Annotated in this window: 20 protein-coding genes; 10 read left to right on the top strand and 10 right to left on the bottom strand. The window is 71.2% G+C overall.

Annotated elements, in window-relative coordinates:
* Positions 1-35 precede the first annotated feature (35 nt).
* The gene (locus NCG93_RS13485; protein WP_308212172.1) at positions 36-1,391 is read left to right on the top strand and encodes an FAD-dependent oxidoreductase; all 1,356 of its coding nucleotides are present in this window, start codon (positions 36-38) and stop codon (positions 1,389-1,391) included.
* A gap of 34 nt (positions 1,392-1,425) precedes the next feature.
* Here NCG93_RS13485 and mnhG read toward each other — a convergent pair whose 3' ends face one another.
* From mnhG to NCG93_RS13450, 7 genes are all read right to left on the bottom strand, one after another.
* Complete coding sequence (gene mnhG, locus NCG93_RS13480; RefSeq protein WP_194412145.1) at positions 1,426-1,782, bottom strand: monovalent cation/H(+) antiporter subunit G; 357 nt, start codon at positions 1,780-1,782, stop codon at positions 1,426-1,428.
* On the bottom strand, positions 1,779-2,045 hold the full coding sequence (locus NCG93_RS13475) for an MrpF/PhaF family protein (protein ID WP_194412146.1): 267 nt from the start codon (positions 2,043-2,045) through the stop codon (positions 1,779-1,781). Before NCG93_RS13475 ends, mnhG begins: the two co-directional genes overlap by 4 nt.
* Positions 2,042-2,770 carry a Na+/H+ antiporter subunit E gene (locus NCG93_RS13470; RefSeq protein WP_252787552.1) on the bottom strand — a complete coding sequence of 243 codons (729 nt, stop codon included), beginning with the start codon at positions 2,768-2,770 and terminating at the stop codon, positions 2,042-2,044. Before NCG93_RS13470 ends, NCG93_RS13475 begins: the two co-directional genes overlap by 4 nt.
* Entirely contained in the window at positions 2,767-4,350 is a 1,584-nt protein-coding gene (locus NCG93_RS13465; protein ID WP_194412147.1) for a Na+/H+ antiporter subunit D, read from the bottom strand. The genes NCG93_RS13470 and NCG93_RS13465 overlap by 4 nt, the downstream gene beginning before the upstream one ends.
* Positions 4,347-4,928: a Na(+)/H(+) antiporter subunit C gene (locus NCG93_RS13460; RefSeq protein WP_194412148.1), complete on the bottom strand. Its 582-nt coding sequence runs from the start codon at positions 4,926-4,928 to the stop codon at positions 4,347-4,349. Before NCG93_RS13460 ends, NCG93_RS13465 begins: the two co-directional genes overlap by 4 nt.
* A complete protein-coding gene (locus tag NCG93_RS13455) occupies positions 4,925-7,879 on the bottom strand; it encodes a Na+/H+ antiporter subunit A (RefSeq protein WP_194412149.1) in 2,955 nt (984 codons plus the stop codon). The genes NCG93_RS13460 and NCG93_RS13455 overlap by 4 nt, the downstream gene beginning before the upstream one ends.
* Positions 7,880-8,204: 325 nt before the next feature.
* Complete coding sequence (locus NCG93_RS13450; RefSeq protein WP_194412150.1) at positions 8,205-9,272, bottom strand: LacI family DNA-binding transcriptional regulator; 1,068 nt, start codon at positions 9,270-9,272, stop codon at positions 8,205-8,207.
* A 71-nt stretch (positions 9,273-9,343) separates the two neighbouring features.
* On the opposite strand from NCG93_RS13450, the gene NCG93_RS13445 reads away from it, so the two are divergent.
* Positions 9,344-10,570, top strand: a complete 1,227-nt coding sequence (locus NCG93_RS13445; RefSeq protein WP_194412151.1) for an MFS transporter — start codon at positions 9,344-9,346, stop codon at positions 10,568-10,570.
* A 46-nt stretch (positions 10,571-10,616) separates the two neighbouring features.
* On the opposite strand, the gene NCG93_RS13440 is transcribed toward NCG93_RS13445, so the two are convergent.
* Complete coding sequence (locus tag NCG93_RS13440) at positions 10,617-12,113, bottom strand: MinD/ParA family ATP-binding protein (RefSeq protein ID WP_194412152.1); 1,497 nt, start codon at positions 12,111-12,113, stop codon at positions 10,617-10,619.
* A 267-nt stretch (positions 12,114-12,380) separates the two neighbouring features.
* Between NCG93_RS13440 and nucS the strand changes: the two genes are divergently transcribed.
* On the top strand, positions 12,381-13,076 hold the full coding sequence (gene nucS, locus NCG93_RS13435) for an endonuclease NucS (protein ID WP_194412153.1): 696 nt from the start codon (positions 12,381-12,383) through the stop codon (positions 13,074-13,076).
* Between the two features lie 42 nt (positions 13,077-13,118).
* Here the strand turns inward: nucS and NCG93_RS20365 are convergent, their stop codons facing one another.
* Positions 13,119-13,748 (bottom strand): TetR/AcrR family transcriptional regulator, encoded by a 630-nt coding sequence (locus tag NCG93_RS20365; protein ID WP_194412154.1) that lies wholly within the window; start codon positions 13,746-13,748, stop codon positions 13,119-13,121.
* 146 nt (positions 13,749-13,894) lie between these two features.
* Here NCG93_RS20365 and NCG93_RS13425 point away from each other — a divergent pair, with 146 nt between their 5' ends.
* The 5 genes from NCG93_RS13425 to NCG93_RS13405 all read left to right on the top strand — a co-directional run bounded on the left by NCG93_RS13425 (position 13,895) and on the right by NCG93_RS13405 (position 21,708).
* Entirely contained in the window at positions 13,895-16,822 is a 2,928-nt protein-coding gene (locus tag NCG93_RS13425) for a glycosyl hydrolase (protein WP_194412155.1), read from the top strand.
* A gap of 50 nt (positions 16,823-16,872) precedes the next feature.
* The gene (locus NCG93_RS13420; RefSeq protein ID WP_194412156.1) at positions 16,873-17,370 is read left to right on the top strand and encodes a MarR family winged helix-turn-helix transcriptional regulator; all 498 of its coding nucleotides are present in this window, start codon (positions 16,873-16,875) and stop codon (positions 17,368-17,370) included.
* Between the two features lie 48 nt (positions 17,371-17,418).
* Entirely contained in the window at positions 17,419-18,207 is a 789-nt protein-coding gene (locus tag NCG93_RS13415) for an HAD hydrolase-like protein (RefSeq protein ID WP_194412157.1), read from the top strand.
* Positions 18,200-19,468: a hypothetical protein gene (locus NCG93_RS13410; RefSeq protein ID WP_194412158.1), complete on the top strand. Its 1,269-nt coding sequence runs from the start codon at positions 18,200-18,202 to the stop codon at positions 19,466-19,468. Before NCG93_RS13415 ends, NCG93_RS13410 begins: the two co-directional genes overlap by 8 nt.
* 164 nt (positions 19,469-19,632) lie before the next feature.
* Positions 19,633-21,708 (top strand): bifunctional lysylphosphatidylglycerol flippase/synthetase MprF, encoded by a 2,076-nt coding sequence (locus NCG93_RS13405; RefSeq protein ID WP_194412159.1) that lies wholly within the window; start codon positions 19,633-19,635, stop codon positions 21,706-21,708.
* Between the two features lie 110 nt (positions 21,709-21,818).
* Here the strand turns inward: NCG93_RS13405 and NCG93_RS13400 are convergent, their stop codons facing one another.
* A complete protein-coding gene (locus tag NCG93_RS13400; RefSeq protein WP_137845695.1) occupies positions 21,819-22,025 on the bottom strand; it encodes a cold-shock protein in 207 nt (68 codons plus the stop codon).
* A 358-nt stretch (positions 22,026-22,383) separates the two neighbouring features.
* On the opposite strand from NCG93_RS13400, the gene NCG93_RS13395 reads away from it, so the two are divergent.
* Both NCG93_RS13395 and NCG93_RS13390 read left to right on the top strand, forming a co-directional pair.
* Complete coding sequence (locus NCG93_RS13395; RefSeq protein ID WP_194412160.1) at positions 22,384-23,016, top strand: GntR family transcriptional regulator; 633 nt, start codon at positions 22,384-22,386, stop codon at positions 23,014-23,016.
* 66 nt (positions 23,017-23,082) lie between these two features.
* Positions 23,083-23,583 (top strand): GNAT family N-acetyltransferase, encoded by a 501-nt coding sequence (locus NCG93_RS13390; protein ID WP_194412161.1) that lies wholly within the window; start codon positions 23,083-23,085, stop codon positions 23,581-23,583.
* Positions 23,584-23,658: the final 75 nt, after the last annotated feature.

The raw sequence follows: 23,658 nt of genomic DNA, 5'->3' as shown, positions 1-23,658 counted from the left end.
CGCCGAGGCGCCGGTCGTACCCTGGGTTCGAATCGGTGCTCACCGGAGCCCGAGGACTCGAGGAGGCGTCGAACGTGGAGAGCGGACGGGTGCGGGAGACGGATGCCGACAGGAACGCCGATCCTGGAGCGGGCGCGTCGATGCGAACGACGTGCGCCATCGTGGGCGGCGGTCCTGCCGGCCTCGTGCTCGGCCTGCTGCTCGCGCGGGCGGGCGTGCAGGTCACGGTGCTCGAGAAGCACGCCGATTTCCTCCGCGACTTCCGCGGCGACACCGTCCATCCGACCACGCTCGGCCTGCTCGACGACCTCGGGCTGTTCGACCGGTTCGACGCCCTGCCGCACTCGCGGATCAGCCAGGTGGTGCTGCCCGGGCCGGCCGGCCAGGACGTGCAGATGGCGGACTTCTCGCGCCTGCGGGTGCGGCATCCGTATGTCGCGATGGTGCCGCAGTGGGACCTGCTCGACCTCATCGCCGACGCCGCTGCCGCCGAACCGTCGTTCACCCTGCGCACCCGGCACGACGTGACCGGTGTCATCCGCGACGGCGACCGCGTGGTCGGTGTGGAGTACTCGTCGCCGACGGGCAACGGCCGGCTTCTCGCCGATCTCACTGTCGCGTGCGACGGCCGTTGGTCGGTGGTCCGCCGCACCGTCGGTCTTCCGGCGCGGCAGTTCCCGGTCGGCTTCGATGTCTGGTGGTACCGGGTGAACACGGCGCAGCCGCTCGGCGAGTCCCTTCTGCCCCGCATCGGCAAGGGGCGGGTCGCCATCGCGATCCCCCGCCGGGGCTACGTCCAGGTCGCGGCCCTCGGGCGCAAGGGCACCGACGCCGCCGTCCGCCGCCGGGGGATCGAGGCCTTCCGCGCCGACACCGCGCAGCTGCTGCCCGAACTCGCCGGCGACGTCGACGGCATCGCCTCGATGGACGACGTCAAGCATCTCGACGTGCGACTCGACCGCCTGCGCCGCTGGTACGCACCCGGCGTGCTGTGCATCGGCGACGCGGCCCACGCGATGTCGCCGGTCGGCGGCGTCGGCATCAACCTCGCCGTGCAGGACGCCGTCGCCGCCGCCCGCATCGTCGCCAACCCGCTGCGGCGGGGCACGTTCCGGGGCGCCGCGCGCGACGGCGAGCGGGTGCTCGCCCGCGTGCAGCGCCGACGGACCATGCCCACGATCCTGATCCAGGCGCTGCAGCGCTTCATCCACGCGCGCCTCATCATGCCGGCGCTCAGCAGCAGGGGTGTCACGCCGCCCCGCCGGCTCATCCGCCTCATCCGGCGCCTGCCCGGACTGACCGTCATCCCGGCGTTCATCATCGGCGTCGGCCCCCGGCCCGAGAAGGCGCCGACCTGGGCGCGGCGAGCCGCGAGCACCTCGACCACGTGACCGCGGCTGACTCGGCCGCCGTCAGCCGCCGTGATCAGCCCCCGGCGGCGGGAGGCGTGCGCTTGGACTCGGCGAGCTCGTCGACATGCAGCCCGCCCTCGTCGATCGTGCCGTTGCGGTACGCCTGACGCCCCACCATGTGCGCCGACAGGGGCGCCGTCGCCAGCTGGATGAGCACGATCGGCACGAGGAATGCCACCACCGGCCATGAGCGCAGCGACAGCGCGATCGCGAGGCAGATCAGCATGAGGCCGAGCACCTGGGGCTTGGTCGCCGCATGAAGCCGGCTCGGCACGTCGCGGAAGCGCAGCACGCCGATCGCGGCGGTGAGGCACAGCAGCGCGCCCATGAGGATCAGGACGAGGGCCGCGACATCCAGGATCTCGTTCATCGTCCCTGGTCCCTTCTCGCGACGAAGCGGGCGATCGAGATAGACCCGAACACGCCCACGGCCGCGATGATCAGGAGCACGGGCAGAGTCCGGGTGTGGTGGTTGATCGCCATCTCGGCGCCCAGCACGCACATCACCTCGGTGAGGAGCACGTCGGATGCCACGGCCCTGTCGAGGATCGACGGCCCGATGACGATCCGCCACAGCGTCAGCAGTGCGGCGACGCCGAAGATCACGTAGATCACGAGCATCAGCACGTTCATCGGGCACTCCCTCCGCTCTTCCCGGTTCCCGAGCCCCGCCCCGCGGCCCCCGGGCCCCGCCCCGCGGTCCCTGAGCCCCGCCCCGCGGTCCCTGAGCCCCAACCCGCGGTCCCTGAGCCCCAACCCGCGGTCCCTGAGCTTGTCGAAGGGCGCCGGGCCGCGGCATCCGCTCTGATTGACTGCAGCTGCGCGCGCGACCCCACCGCGCGGACGATGCGCTCCTCCCAGTGGTGCACGCTGGCACGCTGCCTCTCGACGTCCGCGTCGTCGCGCACCCCGATGACGTGCAGGTACAGGATGCGGCGATCCCGATCGGTCTCGACGATCAGTGAGCCGGGAATGAGGGATGCCGTCACGCCCGTGTGCGTCATGATCAGGTCGTCGTCGGTGCGCAACTGGACGGCGATGATCGCAGCGCCGGGCTGCCGGCGGAAGTCGAGCACCTGCCACGCCACGGTGAGCGAGCCGTGGATCACCGCGACGATGAACTCGAGCACGAACACGAAACCCCACCAGAGGTTCACTCGGCCCGAGAGCTCGACGGGCGGAAGCCGGAAGATGCGCGTCACGACGATCGCCGCGATCAGGCCGGTGAGGAACGCGAGCCAGGTGAACTGGCCCCACAGGAGCATCCACAGGGCGATGAGCCACACGAAGAACGGCAGCTGGCGCCAGAGCGTGAGAGTGGCGCGGCGCAGGCGGTTGCGGGGCAGGTCGGGGGTCACGGCGTCTTCACCGGTCCCTGCACGTCGTCCTGCAGCTCTGTGAGCGACACCGGCTGCAGCAGCGACTCGCCGATGCGCGTGCACACGTCGTAGAGCGGCCCCGCGAAGACCGTGAGCGCGACGGTGATCGCGACCATGCCCGTCGTGGCGGCCGTCATGATCTTCGGGATGACGCGGCGCTCGGTCTCGACTCCGGCCGCCGGAGCCGAGCCGAGGTACGAGATGCGCGCCTCGGTCTCGGCCGAGTCGTCCTCTTCACGCCAGAACGACAGATTCCACGCGCGCATGAGGGCGTAGAGCGTGAGCAGGCTCGTGATGATGCCGCCCACCATCAGCACGATCATGATCGGCGTGCCCACCTGCGCGGCGGCGTCGAACAGCGCGAACTTGCCGATGAAGCCCGAGAACGGCGGTAGGCCTCCGAGGTTGACGGCGGGGATGAAGTAGAGCACCGCGATCACGGGCGCCGCCTTCATCAGCCCCTTCACGCGCAGGATCGAGGTGGATCCGGCACGGCGTTCCACGAGCCCGACGGCGAGGAACAGCGTCGTCTGCACCACGATGTGGTGGATCATGTAGTAGATCGTGGCGCCGATGGCCGCCGGGGTCGCGATCGCGAGCCCGAAGATCATGTAGCCGATATGGCTCACGAGGGTGAACGACAGGATCCGCTTGAGCTCGGCCTGTGCGACGGCGCCGAGGACGCCGACGATCATCGTCGCCAGTGCCACCCACATCAGCAGCTGGTTCACGTCGTTGTAGAGGAACAGCTCGGTCTCGGTGCGGATGATCGCGTAGACGCCGACCTTCGTCAGCAGGCCGGCGAAGACCGCCGTCACCGGCGCGGGCGCCGTCGGGTACGAGTCGGGCAGCCAGAACGACAGCGGGAAGACCGCCGCCTTGATGCTGAACGCCAGCAGCAGCATGAGGTGCAGGATGAGCTGCGTCTCCTGCGGCAGCTCGCCCATCCGCTCGGAGATCTGCACCATGTTGACCGTGCCGAGCGCGCCGTAGATCATCGCGATCGCGGCAAGGAACAGGATCGACGACACCAGCGACACCACGATGTAGACGACGCCGGTGCGGATGCGCGACTCGGTCGAACCGAGGGTGATCAGCACGTACGACGCGACGAGCAGGATCTCGAAGCCGACGTAGAGGTTGAACAGGTCGCCCGCGATGAACGCGTTGAAGATGCCCGCGCCGAGGATCAGATAGGACGGGTGGAAGATCGAGACCGGGGTGTCGTCGTCGCCGTCGGCGGCGCCCTGGCCGACCGAGAAGAGGAGGACGGCGAGCAGCACGATGCTCGAGACGACGACGAGGAGCGCCGAGAGCCGGTCGACGTACAGCACGATGCCGAACGGGACCGGCCAGCCGCCGACCGAGACCGCGATCGGCTCATCGCCCGCGTCGACGACGTACAGCAGGATCGCCGCGATGACGAGCACGGCAGTGAGCGTCACGATGGAGACCGCCACCTGCGTCTTGCGATGACGCCCGGCGATGAGCGCGATGGCGGCGCCGAGCAGCGGCAGTGTCACGAGCAGTGGGACGAGGGTCGGCGCGAGGGAGATCATGCGTCGTCACCCCCGTCGCGGTCCGTCCGCGCCCGCGGCCCCTGCTCCGGGCGATCGACCGGTGCGTCGTCGCGCAGACCCGCGAAGTCGCGGGTGCCGAGGATCGTGATCGGTGCGGTGGCGGTGCCCACGAAGTCCGTGGTGGCGTCGTCGTCCGCGTGCTCGATCTCGGTCTCCTCGTCCATCGTGTCCTCGTCCTCGGGTCCGCGCTCGCGCACCTCGAGGTCTGCCGCGTCGTCGACCACGGTGTCGGCCTGACCGAGCTGCCACGAGCGGTAGATGAGCGCGAGGAGGAACGCCGAGACGGCGAACGTGATGACGATCGCGGTGAGGGTGAGGGCCTGCGGCAGCGGGTCCGACATCCCTTCCGTGCCACGCCCGGTCGCTGAGCCTGTCGAAGCGCCGAAGAACGGCGCCACCCCGGGCGCACCCATCACGATGAGCAGCAGGAGGTTGGTCGCGTTGCCGAGCAGCAGGAACCCGATGAGCACGCGAGTGAGGCTGCGTTCGAGCATCGCGTAGACACCGCACGCGAAGAGCACCGCCATGACGATGATGAGGATCAGCGAGACGTTCACGGGATGCTCACCCGCTGACCCGAAGCCGGCTCCTGCGCGTCGCGCAGCGCCTGCGCCTGGCGGTCGACCTCGGCGCCGAGGCTGCGCAGCACGTCGAGCACGAGGCCGATGACGACCAGGTACACGCCGACATCGAAGATCGTGGAGGTGACGAACTCGACGTGGCCGAGCACCGGCAGCGTCGTCTCGAAGAAGAAGCTCGACAGCGGCGGGAACCCGAAGAACACCGGCACCACGGCGCACGCGACCGCGATCGTCATGCCCGCCCCGAGCAGGCGGCCCGCGTCGGTCGGGGCCGCCGCGCCCAGTTCGTACCGGCCGCCGGCGACGTAGCGCATCACGAGCGCCATGCCCGCCACCAGGCCGCCCGCGAACCCGCCACCGGGCAGGTTGTGCCCGGCGAAGAGCAGGTACAGCGACACGATGATGATCGTGTGGAAGAGGATGCGCACGATCACCTCGAGCATGATCGAGCGGTTCTCGGGACGCACGCGCTGGCCGCCGACGAGCCACGCCGTACGCCCGCTGCCGCGCTCGTCACCCCGCTGCTTGAGCCCGTCCGACGTCTCCACGAGCGGGCGGCGCGCGCGCGTCGCCCCCGACGGCAGCGGCGCGATGAAGCGCGACAGCGTGTCGGCACGGTGGGTGACGAAGACGAGGGATGCCACACCCGTCGCCGCGAGGATCAGCACCGACAGCTCGCCCATCGTGTCCCACCCGCGCAGGTCGACGAGGGCGACGTTGACGACGTTCTTGCCGTGCCCGAGCTCATAGGCGAGCTCGGGGAAGCGCTCCGAGATCGGCTTCTCGACCCGCGCGCCGGTCGCGACGATGGCGACGAGCGCCATGGTGATGCCGACGGCCGCCCCGAGCACGGCGCGGGCGACCGGCCACACCGACGCGTTGTGCTCGCCGAGCCGCGAGGGGATGCGCCGCAGCACGAGCGCGAACGCCACCAGCGTGACCGTCTCGACGAGGATCTGCGTGAGCGCGAGGTCGGGCGCCCCGCTCGTGGCGAAGAGCAGCACCATGCCGAGCCCGGTCACCGAGACGAGCACCACCCCGGTGTAGCGCTTGCGGGCGCGGATCGCGATGAGCCCGGCGGCGATCATCAGCGGGGCGACGAACAGCTGCGTCGGGGTCTGGAAGGCGTCGAGCTGGGCGCGCCATTCGTCGCTCGCGATCAGGGCGGTGCCCTCGGCGGCGACGAACACCACGAAGATCGTGCCGACGTACACCGGCAGCGAGCCCCGCTGGGTGAGGCTGGTCGTCACGACGGAGAGGCGCGCGATGCCGCGGAGCGTGCCGTTGTAGGCCTCGGCGGCGGTGAACGGCAGCAGCCGCGTGACCGGGCGCCAGCGGCGGGTCGCCCAGAAGACGAGGACTCCCACCGCGATGGTGGCGAGCGAGATCCACAGCGCCGCCTCGAAGCCGTGCCAGACGGCGAGATGCGCGGAATGCTCGGGCGGCGTCACGCCCGGCGTCGCCATCGGCGCCTCATCGGCGTAGGGGGTGAAGGCCTTGTCGAGCCACGGTGCCGCGACGCCGACGACGACGGTCAGGCCGGCGAGCACGATCGGGGCGACGAGGAAGCCGATCGGCGGGTCGGGCCATTCCGTGTCGGGCATGCGGTCGCCGCCCGGCTGACGCTTGGTCGCGAACGCGCCCCAGAGGAATCGGATGCCGTACCCCGCGGTCAGCACCGAGCCCACGGCGATGCCCGCGAGGGCGACGATGCCCCACACCGCACCGCCGAGCGCCTCGTGCAGAAGGGCGGCGAGCGCGCCCTCCTTGGCGACGAATCCGATCGTCGGGATGATGCCGACCATCGAGGCGACAGCGATGATCGAGAAGGTGGCCAAGACGGGCGCCTGCCGCCCCACGCCCGACAGCTCGGTCAGGTCGCGCGTGGAGAGCTGACGGTCGATGACGCCGACGACGAGGAACAGGGCCGACTTGAAGAGCGCATGGCTCAGCAGCAGGCCGAGGCCTGCGAGGGCGACGTCCCTCGTTCCATAGCCGAGCACCACGGTCAGCATGCCGAGCTGGCTCACCGTGCCGAACGCGAGCACGCGCTTGAGGTCGGTCTCGCGCAGCGCCTGGAATCCGCCGAGCAGCATCGTGAAGACGCCGAGCCCGACGACAATCGGCCGCCAGGTGGGCGCGATCGCGAACACCGGAGCGAGGCGGGCGATGAGGTAGATGCCGGCCTTCACCATCGCCGCGGCGTGGAGGTAGGCGCTCACCGGTGTGGGCGCCGCCATGGCGCCGGGGAGCCAGAAGTGGAACGGGAAGATCGCCGACTTGCTGAGCGCGCCGACGAGGATCAGCACCAGGGCGGCGTCGACGATCGGCCCGCTCGGCGCCTCGGCGAGGATCGTCGAGATGCTGGACGTGCCGGCGTCGACCACGAGCAGCACGACGCCGATCAGCATGACGAGCCCGCCGAGCGTGGTGACGAGGAGCGCCTGGAGCGCGGCGCGGCGGCTCGCCGCGCGCTTGTTGTAGTACCCGATGAGGAGATACGACAGCACGCTCGTGACCTCCCAGAACATCACGAGCACGACGAGGTCGTCGGTGAGCACGAGACCGTACATCGCGCCGGCGAACGCCAGGAGCACGGCCGCGAACTGGCCGAGGTTCTCCTTCTTGCCGCGGAAGTACCAGCGGCAGTAGATCATCACAAGGGCGCCGACCCCCGTGACGATCAGCGTCATGAGCCACGACAGCGTGTCCATGCGCATCGAGAGCTCGATGCCGAGCGGCGGGATCCAGTCGTATGTCTCGAACGGAATGTCGCCCGCCATGACGCGCGGAGTGAGCACTGCGGCATAGACGAAGGCGGCGACGGGCAGGATCGCCGCCACATAGAACGCGCGTGCGCCGATACGCGCCACGAGCCAGGGCAGCAGGATCGGAACGACCGCGAACGCGCCAAGGACGAGGAGCATTCGGGCCTCCTCGTGGTCGTCGGCCCGCGCCAGTCATCGAAGGACGGCGCAGAGCCCAGGCGATCGGGGTGTCGTATTCATCCTACCGGGCGCCTTCGGGCCCGTGACCGCCGCGGCATGGATCCGGCGCGCGGGGCATCCAACGTGCCGTCGCGTCCTCGTTTGAGGAAACGTGCCGGCACGAGGACCCCCACTCCGCGCGCCGCTCCTCATCTCAGCTCGCTTCCTCATGTGAGGACGCGAGGGAGACGGATGCCGCGGCACGCCGCCGCCGGTCGAGCCGCGTGGCAGAGCGAGGCGGTGGCCCACTGGTGCGGGCGCCGGGTCAGCGGTCGGCCGGGACCGGACCCGTGGTGTTGCCTTCGCGGAAGATGCAGGTGAAGCGGATCGAGGCGGCCGGCTCACCCTCCAGCATCGCGGCGACAGCGGCGCCCGCGGCACGGCCCTTGTCGGCCGCGGGCTGCACCAGCGTCGTCAGCTCGTACGGCGCGAGGCCGTCCACGACGATGCCGTCGAAACCGGTCACGCTCACGTCCTCGGGCACCCGCAGGCCCGCCTCCTCGGCCGCGCGGATGACGCCGGCGGCGAGCAGATCGCTCTGCGCGATGACGGCGGTGGGCCGGCGATCCGGATCGGCGAAGATCTCTCGTCCGGCGGCGTGGCCCTCGTCGATGAAGCTGCCGGCGGCGGCATAGGTGCGGGCATCCGGGAAGACGTCCAGTGCGCCCGCGAGCCGCCCGCGCGTGACGTCGACGGAGATCGCGGTGTCGTCGTGGATCCAGCCCCGCTCCCAGCCGGCGCGGACCGGCAGCGCCACGACGGCGACCTCGCGATGCCCGAGGGTGCGCAGATGGCTGGCAGCCTGGCGCTGCGCCTCGCGGTTGTCGAGGCCGATGCGGGGGACGTCGTCGCCCGCGTCACCTTCGATGACGACGACCGGGATGCCGCGTGCCTTGACGGTCTCGAGAGACTCCCGCAGCAGCCCGCTGCAGCCGATGAGCACCGCGGCATCGAGCGGCGCAGTCGTGAGTGAGGGCCCGACCCCGGTGGGCTCGTGGTCGCGGAGCAGGAGGAGGCCGGCCCCGATGGGCGTGACCGCGTCGGCGAGACCGTCCATCATCAGCGTCTTCACCGGATCGAGGAAGGCCGTGCGCAGATGCTCCTCGAACACGACCCCGACGATGCCCGAGCGGCCGCGCCGCAGCGATGCGGCACGCGGATCGGGACCGGTGTAGCCCAGGGCGCCGGCGGCGTCGAGCACGCGGCGCCGGGTGGCCTCCGACACGGGCGTCTTGCCGCTGAAGACCACGGATGCCGTCGACGGCGAGACGCCTGCCTCACGGGCGACGTCCGAGATCGTGGCACGGCGGGTACCGGCATCCTGACGGCTCATGTCGTGTCGATCGTAGCCCGTCGAAGCCGCCCCGGCGATGACCGGTCGAATCGATTCGGTAAAGTGTCGGGATGGATACCGTGCTCACCCGGACACAGCTGGTCGCCTGGCGCACCGCGATCTTCACGATCTTCTTCGTGACAGGCCTCGGCTTCGCGTCCTGGGCGTCGCGGCTGCCCGCGGTGAAGAACGACCTGGGCATCACCGATCTGCAGATCGGCGTGCTGCTGTTCGTCTCCGGCGCCGCCTCCATCGTCGGACTCTCGCTGGCGAACGTCATCGTGGTGCGCTGGGGCGCCCGGCGCGGCATGGTCGCGACGGTCATCGCCTTCTCACTGGGTCTGGTCGTCGTCGGACTCGGCGTGCAGTTCCTCGAGTCGTACGCGATCACCGCCGTGGGCCTCGGTCTCATGGGCATCGGCATGAGCTCCACCGACGTCATGATGAACGTCGAGGCGGCGGCCGTCGAGCAGGCGTTCGAGCGCACCCTCATGCCGCTCTTCCACGCCTTCTTCAGCATCGGCACCGTCGTCGGCGCGGGGATCGGCGTGGCGATGGCCGCGTGGAACGTCGGCGTGGCCTGGCACCTGTGGGCCATGGCCGTCCTGGTGCTCGGCGCCGGGCTGATCTCGCTGCGCGCGGTGCCGACGCGCGAGGTCGTCCTCGACGACCCGGCGACCACCACGAGCCGTCGGGAACGCTTCGCGGAGCTGCTCTCGGTGTGGCGCGACCCCCGCACCTACGCGATCGGCGCGATCATGCTCGGCATGGCGTTCGCCGAGGGCAGCGCGAACGACTGGCTCGCGATCGCGGTGGTCGACGGACACGGCGAGACCGAGGCCGTCGGGGCTGTCGCGCTCACCGTCTTCTCGGTGGCGATGACCGTCTTCCGCATCCTCGGCGGACCGCTCGTGGACCGCATCGGCCGAGTGTGGACGCTGCGGATCCTCGCCGTGACCGCGGGCGTGGGCCTCGTGATGTTCATCCTCGCCCCGTCGCTCCCGATCGCCTTCATCGGTGTGGCGCTGTGGGGCGCGGGAGCATCGCTGGGCTTCCCGCTGGGCATGTCGGCCGCTGCCGACGATCCGGCCAAGGCCGCGGCATCCGTCTCCGCCGCCGCCACGATCGGCTACCTGGCGTTCCTCTGCGGACCGCCGATCCTCGGCTGGATCAGCCACGAGATCGGGATCCTGCCGACCCTCTGGATCATCGTCGGACTCATCGTGATGTCGGGGCTCGCGTCGGGCGCGGCGAAGCCGATCGCCGGCTCGCAGGTCGGCGTCGGCCACCACCACTAGGGCGGAACACGCCGGGGCATCCGCAGATGTCCCGGCGAGTGTCAGCTCAGAGGCGATCCGCGACGGTGGCCGCCACCGTCAGCCACGCGTCGCGGGTCTCGGGCGCCAGCGCGTCGAAGTCGATGGGTCCGCCGTCGACCAGGGACGGATCGAACGGCGCGTTGACGACCGCCGAGGTCACCTGCTCGAAGTGACGCGAGAGGCGGGCCTCGAGCCGGCGGTCGGGGCGCGACGAGGGTGCGGTGAGCACGGTGACCGCGTCATCGATCTTGTCGCCGAAGCCCTTCTCACGAAGCCCGTCGAGCAGCCACGCGGCGCTGGCCGCGGTGTCCTCCCGCACGGTGGAGACGATCACCAGCTGGTCGGCAGCCGCGACGGACGCCACCCAGTTGGAGGCGCGCATGTTGTTGCCGGTGTCGACGATCATCAGTCGGTAGTAGCGGCGCAGGAGCGAGTGGAGCCGGTCGAACGCGGCGGAGTCGATCGTCGAGGATGCGGCGGCATCCTCGTCGGACGCCAGCACGTCGAAGCGGGCGTCGACCTGCGTGCGCACGTACGTGTCGAGCGCCGCGAGGCTGGAGCCGCTCGGGTTCCAGAACTCGTCGATGTCTTCGAGGAGGTCGACGGCGGTCCGGTGGTGCGGGGTGTTCTGTGCGCGCCAGCCCAGCGTGCCGCGGGTCTCGTTGTTGTCCCACGCGAGCGTCGCACCGCCGCGCACCGTCCCGAACGTGGCCGCCAGCAGCAGCGTGCTCGTCGTCTTGTGCGCGCCGCCCTTGGGGTTGAGCACCACGATCGTGCGCGGCGCATCGAGGCGGCGCTGCACGCGCTTCTGGCGATCGAGCCGGTCGCGCTCGGCGCGGCCGGGCGCCGGCGAGACGAGACCGCCGGTTGCCCGCCGGACGGCTCCTTGCCACCCCGAGGTCGCGCGGGTGCGGCTGACGCCGCTGCGCGACTCGAGCAGGTCATGGACGGTCGGCTTGGCCGGCTCGCGCCGGTCGGCGCCGGTCGCGGACGTCTCGCGCGGATCCGGGAGCGGCAGCGTCGCCGGGTCGCGCCGCTGCGGGGGGACGGATGCCGCCGGCTGGCGGCGCTCCGCCGCGGCGGGTACAGCCGACGTGGCGGCCCCGGCCGCTGCGGCAGGCGCAGCAGGCACCGCGGGCATCGGGGGAACCGACGCCGTCGCAGGTACGGGCGGGATTGCGGACACCGGAGCAGGCGCCGCGGGAGGGGGCGCCGCGGGAGCAGCCGCCGGGGCGGATGCCGACACGGGAGCGGGCACCGGATCGGCGGTGGGGGCATCCAGCGACTCCGCCCAGGTGCCGTCGGGGTGCACGACCAGCGGCCAGCTCGACGTCCCCTCGACGAGGGTGGCGTGAGCGGGCTCGCCCGTCGAGGCCGCCAGCTGCCTGATCTCCTCGACGACGCGGTCGCGCAGCGCAAGGCTGTCGGGGGCGACGACTTCCTCGACATCGGTGCCGACGTGGAGCTCGGCGGTCGTGCTCGTCAGAAAGTGGACGGTCGCATCGGGGCGGCGTGCATTCATCGGTTCTCCTCCGCAGCGGCGGCTTCAGACGCCGGCCGCGGCAGAGGGCGGCGGCCGGTCAGGGCAGGCGAATGGGCCGGCGAGAGCCCATCCGAGGGCGAGCGCGGGCCTCGGCCACGCCTTCGCCGTGCATGTTCACGCTAGTCGACGGTTCCTGGAAGGCACCCCGAGGCGACGCGTCGGCGGGCGAGGCCCGTCGGGTCCTGACGGACAACCGCGGGATCAGCTCATCGAGACCGCGGCGCGGCCGCGGGCTAGGCTCTTCGGGTGCGCCTCGTCATCGCCCGCTGCTCCGTGGATTACACGGGACGCCTCAACGCCCACCTCCCGCTCGCGACCCGCCTGCTGGTGCACAAGGGCGACGGCTCGTTGCTGGTGCACTCCGACGGCGGCTCGTACAAGCCGCTCAACTGGATGAGCCCGCCGTGCCGCCTGGATGTCGAGATTCCGGATGCCGAATCCGCCGCGGCAGGAGTGCTCGAGCACTGGCGGGTCACGCACGCGAAGAGCGGCGATGCCCTGCTGGTGCGGATCTACGAGGTGCTGCATGACACCTCGCACGAGCTCGGCCTCGACCCGGGCCTTCGGAAGGACGGGGTAGAGGCCGACCTGCAGCGCCTGCTCGCCGAACAGGTGGACGTCATCGGCGACGGCGTCACCCTGGTGCGCCGCGAGTACCCGACGGCCATCGGACCCGTCGACCTGCTGCTGCGCGATCCCGCAGGCGGCACGATCGCCGTCGAGGTCAAGCGCCGCGGCGACATCGACGGCGTCGAGCAGCTCACCCGCTACCTCGAACTGCTCGGCCGCGACCCGCACCTCGCGCCGGTCACGGGCGTGTTCGCCGCCCAGGAGATCAAGCCCCAGGCAAAGGTGCTCGCCGCGGACCGCGGCATCCGCTGCGTCACCCTCGACTACGAGGGCATGAAGGGCATCGAGTCCGGCGCCCCGCGCCTGTTCTAGGCCCACGCAGATTCCGAGCGTGAGCGGCTCCGTCGGGCGTGATCACACGCCGTAGGCGCGGAGGAACGCCGCGGCACCGGCATCCGCCCGCTCACGCACGCGGGCTTCGGACGGCGTCGCCCGCTCGTCGAACATGCCGCGATCCATGTCGGCGCCCATGACGAGGAACGCGAGGTGCTCGGCCGCCACGTCGGCGGACTCGATGCGCAACTGGCCGGCGTCGGCGAGATCCTGGAGAGCCGACGCCAGCGCGCGCATGACCGTCTCGGGTGCCCGCCGCCGGTACTCGCCGGCGAGGTCGGGGAACCGGCGGAGTTCACTGACGAGCAGCCGGCGCAGCGGGAGCACCCGGCCGCGCAGCACCGCGCCGGCGAGGCGGCGTGCCGTACGCGGGATGTCGTCGTTCGCATCACGCATGCGTCCGGTCTCTGCGACGAGCTCGGCAGAGAAGCGCTCCGCGACCTCGATCGAGCGCTGGATCGTCTCGCGGAACAACGTCTCCTTGTCGCCGAAGACGTTGTACACGGTGCGCTTGACGACGCCGGCCTCTCGGGCGATGTCGTCGACGCTCGCGCCGTCGTAGCCCTCCCGCAGGAACACCGTCGTCGCCGCGTCGAGCACGGCCGCCCGCGAGCGCTCGATCCGCCGGTCCTGCCCCGCGTCCGCTGCCACCGTGCGACCTCCCTGGGCACGAGTATACGCAGGGGTGCACTATTACACCCGCGAGTGCAGGTGTGCCGCATGGCTCTTGCGTCATGTCGCAGCGACGATACATACTGTCGTGACGACAGTTCCCCACACAGGATGGATGCCGCGCGATGACGCTCGACGACTTCCGGCGCGAGATCGCCGACCCCGCCATCGAATTCCGCCCGGAGCTGCGTTGGTGGCTGGCGGAGGGGCTGCACACCGATGCGACACTGCGGCGCGAGATCGCGGACGCGCACCGTCTCGGCTTCGGTGGCATGGAGTTCCTCGCGATGGACGAGGGCGAGATCGATCACGCCCGCTACGGCTGGGGCTCCGAGGAGTGGGTGCACGACTCGCAGATCGTGGTCGAGGAGACCACCCGCCGCGGCATGTCGGTGAGCTTCACGTCGGGCACCAACTGGTCGAACGCGAACCTCCCGACGATCGACCCCGATCAGCGTGCCGCCGCGCAGGAGCTCGATGTCGTGCACGAGACGCTCGCGGCCGGTCAGTCGCGCACCGGCGCCCTCCCGCGCATCGACCTCGACGCCCCGATCGCCGAGACGACCCTGCCCGGTCATCGCGGCAGGATCAGGCAGCAGAACCTCGTCGCCGTGGTGGCGGCGCGCGTGACCGGCGAGGGACGACTGGATGCGGCATCCGTCGTCGATCTCACCGCGCAGGCGCAGGACGAGTCGCTCGACTGGACCGCTCCCGATGAGGGCGAGTGGCGGCTCTTCGCGTACTGGATGCACGGCACCGGGCAGACCGCGTCGCCCTCGGCAAGCATCAACTACACCGTGAACTACCTCGACCGCGACGGCGTCGACGCGGTCATCGCCTACTGGGACGACGTGGTCCTCACGCCCGCGCTGCGTGCCGAGATCGCCCGCAACCCGCGCGCCCAGATGTACATGGACTCGCTCGAGCTGTCGACGTACGGTGTGGGCGGCATGTTCTGGGGCTTCACGCTCGCCGACGAGTTCCGCGAGCGCCGCGGGTACGACATCGTGCCGTGGCTGCCCTTCCTGACGCGCGACGCCCCGTTCATGGCGGTGTCGACCGTCTATCACCATCAGCCGGCCGACGAAGCAGACCGGCTCACCGTCGAGAAGGTGCGCTTCGACTACGTGCGCACCCTCACCGACCTCTACATCGAGAACATGCTGCGGCCGTTCGCGGCCTTTCTGCACGAGGTCGGCATGACCCTGCGTGCCGAGATCAGCTACGGCCTGCCGTTCGAGCTGACGCGGCCCGGCCCCGAGGTCGACGGCATCGAGACGGAGTCGCTGGAGTTCGGCGCGCAGATCGATGCGTACCGGTTGATGGCGGGGCCGGCGCACCTGTTCGGCAAGCAGTACTCGTCCGAGACGGGCGCCACGACCCGCAATCACATGCTCGACCACCGGTTCTACGACCAGATCATCGCGACGCAGCTCGCCGCCGGCATCACCAAGACCGTGCTGCACGGCTGGGCGAGCCCCGCGGGCGCCGAGGGCGTCACGGAGTGGCCGGGCCACGAGGGGATGTGGCCGATGTTCTCGGAACGGTTCGACACCCGCCAGCCCGGCTCGGAGTTCTACCCGCTGTGGACCGCCGCGATCGGTCGCCTGCAGTACGCGCTGCGCCGCGGCCGCCCGCGCATCGACGTCGGCGTCCTGCGAACCGACCACTTCACCGACAACCTCATCGGCATGGCGCTCATCGGCCCGAACGGCGAGCGGATCCCCGACGAGGTCGCGTACGGCACGATGTGGATGCGCGACCGCCAGAACCACTGGTGGCAGGACCTCGGCATGCAGGACGCCGGCATCACGTACGAGTTCTTCGACGGCTCGCTCCTGCTCCGCGACGACGTGTCGTTCGACGGCGAGGAGGTGCAGCCCGACGGCCCGGGCTACCGCGCCCTGATCGTCTACCAGAGCACGCTCGACGCCGACGTCGCGGCGCACCTGCGCGATTGCGCGCGGCGCGGGCTGCGCCTCGTGATCGTCGACGGTGCGCGCGAGCTCGAGTCGCTCATGGCCGGTCGCCACCGCACGCACGAGGGCGCGGCAACCGCCACTCCCGGTCTCGACGGCCGCGACGACGAGCTGGCCGCGATCATGGCGGAGCTGCGACGGATGCCGGGGGTCCGCGTCGCCGGACCCTCCGGTGTCGTGGCCGCTCTGGACGACCTCGGCGCAGGGGGCCGCGCGCGGTTCGTCGACGACGACAGTCACGTGCTCACCCACCTGCGCCAGGACGGCGACCTCACGGTGCTGTACGCGTACCACTTCCTCTACGAGACCGCGGAGCCGACGACGGTGCGCATCGCGCTCGACGGCGAGGGCGCGGTCCACCGCCTCGACCCGTGGACCGGCGCGGTGCGCCCCCATCGCGGCGCGCGCATCGACGGCGAGCGCACGATCGTCGAGCTGACCCTGGCTCCGGGAGAGGTGGCCGTCGTGGTGCTGGATCGATCGGCGGATCACCTCGACTCGGCCGCTCCGGCCACCGTCGAGGTCGCCCGCCTGGACGTGTGGCGGCTGGTGGTCGAGAGCTGGGATGCCGGCGAGCCGGAGGTGCTCACCGAGGACCCCGGTCTCGGCTACGTCTCGCGCGAGGTGCGGCCGGCGACCGCGATCACGCGCATGAATGCCGGCGAGGTGGACCTCGCGCCCTGGGCGCAGCTCGACACCGTCGGTCCTGAGGTCTCGGGGATCGGCGAGTACACCGCCACGGTGACCGTGCCGGACCTCGCTGCGGGCGCCCGGTATGTGCTCGACCTCGGTTCGACCAACGGCGGCCTCGGATCGGTGCGCGTGAGAGAGGCCGGCGCGCGCGGCTTCGACACAGCGCATCCCGTGGTGGACGTCACCGAGGATCTGCGTCCCGGCGACAACCTCGTGGCGGTGCGGGTGTCGAGCTCGCTCAACAACCGGCTGCGCGCCCGCGGATACTATGAGCGCGTCCCCGACATCGGGGCGCAGCTCACCGGGGAAGGGCGCACGCAGCACGCGATCGTGCGCGACTACGGCCTCGTCGGACCGGTGCGGCTGCTGCGCGAGGACTGATCCCGGCGCCGCGAAGACATCGGGACCGGCCGCGAGAGCAAGGAGGAGCGATGGCTCGAGGTGACGTCGATTCCGGCGCGTCCGCCGACCTGAGTCCCGTCATCGGCGACGACCCGCTCGACCTGCGCCTGTCGCTGGCGTCCATCGTGCACTGGGCCGACAGCACGGGCGTCCGGCGAGACGTGATGACGAAGGTCGCGTTCCCGATCGATGACATGGGCATGTTCCTGGTCGTCAACCAGCTCTCCTACAACGGCGCGATGCGCCCCGTCGAGCTCTCGCTCGCGCTCGGCATGACGCCGACGAACATGAGCAAGATCGTCGGGCGGCTCGTACAGGCCGGTCTCACCGTGCGCGTCGCCGCTCCGGACGACGACCGCGGTGTGCTCGTGGCGCTGACCGACGAGGGTCGCCGCATCGGCGAGCGCATCATGGCGACGGCGGACACCAACATGGCGGCCCTCCTGGCCGACTGGTCGCCCGCCGAGCTCGACGATCTCCGGCGCATGATGGCGCGGCTGGCGCGCGTGCACCGGCGCGATCGCTGACACAGAGCCGGGCGCGGAGCGGCGGCCGCCTCCGAATAGGCTGGAGGCATGCCGAGCCGATCGCCGTGGACCTGTGTGCTGTGGGACGTTGACGGGACGATCGTCGACGCATCCGACGGCATCCTCCGCCGGCTCACGATCGCCCTCGAGCACTTCGGCAGGCGCCCGCCGACCCGCGCGGAGCTCGTCCACTGGATCGGCCCGCCGATGTACGAGTCGTTCCAGGTCAACGTCGGCATGACGCCGGAGCAGGCATCCGAGGCCGTCGCGTTCTACCGCGGCCTCAACAAGATCGACGGGTACTCGACCGGAGCCAAGCTGTTCCCCGGAATGGGCGAGCTGATCATGGATGTCGCAGCCGCCGGCATCCCGCAGGCGACGGCCAGCTCGAAGCCCGAGGTGCAGGTGGTCGCGCTGATGGACCACTTCGACCTGTCGACCTCGCTCACGGCCATCGTCGGGGCGACCCAGGACGAGAAGACCCTCAGCGCCAAGTCCGACATCGTGGCGGAAGCGCTGCGCCGGCTTGCCGCCGCGGGCGTCGACACGAGCCGTCCGGTGCTCGTCGGCGACCGCCACCACGACGTCGACGGCGGTGCCGCCCAGGGCGTGCCCGTCATCTTCGTGCGCTGGGGCTTCAGCTGGCCCCACGAGGCGGAAGGTGCACAGGCGGTCGTCGACGACGCCGACCAGCTCCGACGACTGCTCCTGTTCGGGGAGCCGGCGGGCGCGGACGCCGGCGGCGCGCACGAAGCGCCGCGCGCCGAGAGCGCAGAGCGGGACGGGCGAGCGGCCGCGGCCGCGGCCGACGAGCCTGTGGGCGTCGCCGATGCCTGAGCTCGCCGCCGCGATCCTCGGGTGGCTGGTGCCGGCCGTGATCGTGTTCGGCGTGGCGGCGATCGCCGTCGCCGTCATCGTCTGGGCGGTGCGACGCGCGCGACGCTCTCCTCGCGCCCGCGCTGCGGCGGAGCAGGCCCGGTCGAAGGCGGGAGCGACCCTCGTGCAGCTGGACGACGAGGTCGGCGAGCTAGACCTCGAAGTCGGCCTGTCCGGCGCGCTCTACGGCGGCGATGCGCCGCCGTCGCTGCGGCGCGCGCGCCTCACCGCGCAGCACGTGCGCGATGACGCCTTCGAGCAGTACCGGGCGATCAGCGACGCCGCGGTCGCACCCGACCAGGTGCGCCGCGTCTCGGCGGGTATCGACCGGCATGCCCGCGAGGCGCTGGCGGCCGTGGCGGCCGCGCGCCGCGAGCACGGCGCCTGGGTGACCGCGAACGTGTCGGCCGCCGGTCAGATCGATGCCGCGCGCCGACGACTGGCCTCGCTGCACGCCACGATGGGCGATCCGGCCGCGCTCGTCGCAGAGCTGTCGTCGCGATTCGCCGAGGACGAGTGGCGCGACGCCTCGCAGTCCGCGCACGCCGCACTCTCGCAGGTCGCCGTCGCCCAGCGCCACCTGGACGCCGCCGCGGCCCGCACCGACGATCCCTCGCTCAGCGCGCTCCCCGACCTCGCCGCGGCCGAGCGGGCGCTGCGCCAGGCCGAGGCCGACGCGCGCAACCTCGAAGAGGCGCACCGCCTCGTGCTGCAGGCCGCACAGGCGGTCCCCGACGAGATCGCGGCTGCCCGCAACGCCCTCCGCCAGGCCGCCGTGACGCGGGAGCACCTCGACGCGCCCGATGCCGAGCGCCTCGGGGCGGAGCTGCACGCCGTTGCGCAGGAACTGGACCGTATCGAGACGGATGCCGCGCGCCGCCCGACCCGGACGGTCGACGCCATCGCGCGCCTGCGCGGACGCCTCGACCTCGCCCTCGGCGACGCCCGGACCGCGCAGCAGCGCCTCCGCGGCGCTCGCACCGCCCTGCCCGGCACCGTCGCGGCGGCGCGTGGCGCGCTCGCGCAGGCCGAGGCATCCGTCTCGCGTTCCCGTGCCGGGGCCGATGCGAGGTCGCGCCTGCTGTCCGCCCAGCGCGAGCTCGCCGCCGCGCGACAGGCCGAGGACCCCGTGACGGCCCTCGACGCCGCCCGCCGCGCGCTGCGCGACGCCGAGGACGCGAAGGCCCTCGCGGACTACGCCCGCCTCGCGCCCGGCCACTGAGCCCCGTCCGCGCCGGCGAGCGTTTCGTCTCGCCCGTTCCTCGCTCGCTCAACGACCGGACACAGGTCGCGGTCGTTGAGCGAGGGAGCGCCGGCGATCGAGACGAAACGCCTCCAGCCGCCTGCCGCACCGGGCCTCAGAAGACCCGCCGCTATCGTGAACGCATGAGCGACGGGGCGACTCAGAGATCCCACCGCGTGCTCGCGGTCCTCCGGCGCATGCCCGGAACGCTGACGATGATCGCGCTGATCGTCATCGCCGGCGTGGTGTGGCAGGGGCTGTGGCGGCCGTTCGAGGACTCCGGGCTCTACGACGTCGTCGCCTACGGACTGCCGGCCTTCGAGGCGGGTCGCTGGTGGACCCCGGTGACGGGCACCTTCTTCGTCAACCAGCCGTGGGTGTACCTCTTCACGATCACGGGCTTCGTCGGCATGGCCTACCTCGAGGTACGACGGGGCACGCGGATCGCGCTCGCCTACTACTGGGTCGGCCAGCTGTTCGCGATCTTCGCGACGGCACTGTTCCTGTGGGCCTTCTCGCAGTTCCCGTGGCCGTGGGCCGCGGCGCAGGCGGCGGCGCTCGACGTCGGAGCCTCGGGCGGCACCATGGCGTGCATCGCCGCGGCGGTGGGGCTGTTTCGCAGCCCCTGGCGCGTGCGCGCGTGGCTGGTGCTGCTCGGCTTCGTCTTCGTCGCGATGCTCTTCTGGGGCACCCTCGCCGACCTGGAGCACCTGCTCGCCGTGCTGCTCGTGCTGTTCGTCGACCGGTCTCTGCGCATCCAGCGCACCACGATCCGCGAGCAGCGGCTCATCGCCTTCATCGCGGTGCTCGTCCTCGGCGCGATCCAGGTCGTCACGATCCTCGTCCCGACCGACGGCCCGTTCGGTCCGACCGAGCCGGCGTCCGGCGGCTTCGTCGACTTCGCCATCGACACCGTGGTGATCCTGATCGTGGCCAACGGCCTGCGCCGTGGCAGGCGCTGGACCTGGGTCGTGGCGGTGATCCTCGCCGTCGTCAACGTGCTGTTCGCGCTGCTCATCGTCGCGGCCATCGTGCTGGCGAGCGAGGCCCGTGTCGAGGCGACCATCGACGGCGAGACCGAGCTCGCCCTGGCGAGCGGCGCGATGTGGCTCCTGATGTTCGTCTACCTGATCCTGGTGCGCCGCGCGTTCCGTGCCCGCCGCAGGTCGGTGATCGGCCGCCAGCCGGCGCCGACGGTCGATGATGTGAAACGGATGCTGCGCACCGACGGCGGCGGCACGCTCTCGTGGATGAGCACCTGGGAGGGCAACAGCTACGCCCGCACCGCCGGGGGCATCGTCGTCTATCAGCGGCGGGCGGGCGTGGCCCTGGCCCTCGCCGACCCGCTCGGTCCTGCCGCGTCGCGCGCGGCATCCGTTCAGGAGTTCATCCACGATGCCGAGCGTGCCGGCCTCGTCCCCTGCTTCTTCAGCGCCGACGCGGCCACCCGGGCTGCGGTGCCGTCGTCATGGCGCGCTCTCGTCGTCGCCGACGACACGATCGTCGACCTTCCAGGGCTCGAGTTCACCGGCAAGCGGTGGAACTCGGTGCGCTCGTCGCTCAATCGCGCCGGGCGCGAAGACATGACGTTCCGCATGACCCACCTCAAGGACGAGTCGTGGGGCGTGCAGCAGCAGCTGCGTGCGATCTCGGAGATGTGGGTCGGCGACAAGGGGCTGCCCGAGATGGGCTTCACTCTCGGCACCCTCGTCGAGGCCGAGGATCCGGAGGTGCGCCTCGCCCTGGCCATCGCGCCCAACGGCGACGTCGACGGGTTCCTGTCGTGGTTGCCGGTGTACGGCGCAGAAGGCCGCGTGCGCGGCTGGACGCTCGACCTCATGCGCCGCCGCGAGGGAGGCTTCGGCCCGGTGATGGAGTACCTGATCGGGTCGTCGGCGAGGCAGTTCTCCGAGGAGGGCACCGAGGTCATGTCGCTGTCGGGCGCGCCGCTCGCCCACGACTATCCCGCCGATGCGGGGATGATCGCGGCGCTCAGCGAACGGCTGGCCGACGCGCTCGAGCCGGTCTACGGGTTCCAGTCGCTGCACCGGTTCAAGGAGAAGTTCCATCCCCGCTACGAGACGATGTACCTGCTCTTCCGCGACGAGAGCGACCTCACGCGGATCGGCGGAGCGCTGACGCGGGCGTTCCTGCCCGACGCGACACTGCGCCAGTTCGCCGGGGCCGGGATGGAACTGGTCCGCGGCGACCGCGACTGAGCCGGGACCGTTGCGATCGCATCGCGCGGCCGGGCATGACGAAGCCGCGGCATCCGCTCCGGAGAGCAGGACACCGCGGCTTCGATCGCATGACGCGATCGATCCGCCGATCAGATCGGGCGGATGTTCTCGGCCTGGAGACCCTTGGGTCCCTGCGCGATCTCGAACTCGACGCGCTGATTCTCTTCGAGCGAGCGGTAGCCGCTCGACTCGATCGCGCTGTAGTGCGCGAAGACGTCCGCGCCGCCTTCATCGGGAGCGATGAAGCCGAAGCCCTTCTCCGAGTTGAACCACTTGACGGTGCCCTGCGTGCTCATTACTTGCCGTTCTTCGTTGATCCCCCCGCGATTGCGGCGGTTGACTCCAACGTAGTGAAGAGGCACGCGCGCGGCGAGACCCAATTCGGATGGTGACACAAATGTTGCATGCAGCCGATGAGCGAGCCCGGCCCATCGTCCGCCCGGGCTGAGCAGAGCTCGAAGCCCGGGCGTCGACGGATCCCCCCGGATAGGCCACGCCGAAGCGTGGACGCATTCATCGTACCGATATATCAGCGCAAGAGCGAGAGCCGGATGCCGCGACCCGGCGCGTGCGGCGAGCCTGCAGACGCCCGTGATTCTCGCGGTCAGCGGGGGTGTATGCGCCTGAATCCTCCGGCGTACACTGGTGCCACTCATGACTGCCCCCTTCGTCCCGCTCGAGCCGAGCCGCGCCGTCCTCGGAGACGAGGTGTACGTGCGCCTGGGCGAGGCGATCCTCGATGGCAGGCTCGCGCCGGGGGAGCGACTGCGCGACCACGAGCTGGCCGAACGGCTCGGGGTCTCGCGCACGCCCGTGCGCGAAGCACTGCAGCGACTCGAACGGGTGGGGCTGGTGGAGGTCTCACCTCACCGCTACACGCGCGTCTCGCAGCCGCGCCGGCAGAGCGACACCATCGAACTCGTCGGCTACAACATGGGCATCGCGGTGCGGATGGTCGCGGCACGGGCCGACGCCGAGGCGATCGAGCTCGCTCTGGCGCAGCTGGAAGACGTCATCGCCGCGTCGCGCGCCGACGACGCCACGGCACTGGCAACGGCCAGTCATGCGTTCTTCGGCGTCGTGACCCGTGCCAGCGGCAACGCGGCGCTCCTGCAGTTCATCCGCGAGTACGAGATCGCGATCCGGCGCGACATGGTGGGCTGGCAGCCGATCATCGAATGCCCGCTCGGCCGCACAGCCGCCTATGAGGAGTTCCGCGAGGCGTTCCGTGCGCGCGACGGCGAGCGCGCCGAGGCGCTGCTCCGCCGCATCCACGGCCTCACCTGACTTCGCGGAGTCGACCCGGCACGCCGGCACCTTCTGAGTGACGGATGCCGTCGCTAGCGTGGACTCGTGAACCACATCGAGCTGCGCGCTCTGGACGACGACGACCTCGACGCGATCTTCGAGATGATGCGCGATCGCGGGGCCATCGAGATGGCCGCGTTCACCGCGCAGGATCCGGACGACCGCACCGCGTTCGATTCCTGGATGGCCCGTCACCGCGCCGACCCCGACGTGCAGTCGTTCGTCGTCACCGAGAACGGCGGGTTCGCGGGCACGATCGCCGCGTTCACCGTCGACGGCGACCGCGAGGTCACCTACTGGATCGCCCGCCACGCCTGGGGCCGGGGCGTGGCGACCGCGGCGCTGCGGCTGCTGATCTCGCGGGAGCCGATCAGGCCGCTCTTCGCTCGCGCCGCCGCGCACAACACCGGCTCGATCGCCGTGCTCACCAAGGTGGGATTCACCGAGATGTCGCGCAACGTCGACTTCGCCCCCGGACTCGGCCGCGAGATCGAAGAGATCGTGTTCACCCTCTTGCCTTCGCTCGACGGACTCGGCGGAGGCTGAGACGAGGGGCGGGCGACCCCATGGATCCTCGCCCGGCGCCGAGGCGCGCGTCGGCCGCGGTGCGCCGGCGGGGTG

The sequence above is a fragment of the Microbacterium yannicii genome (genome assembly GCF_024055635.1).
Taxonomy (GTDB): Bacteria; Actinomycetota; Actinomycetes; order Actinomycetales; family Microbacteriaceae; genus Microbacterium; species Microbacterium yannicii.
The sequence above is the reverse complement of the archived record's forward strand: the minus strand, read 5'-3'. Positions and strand labels throughout refer to the sequence as shown.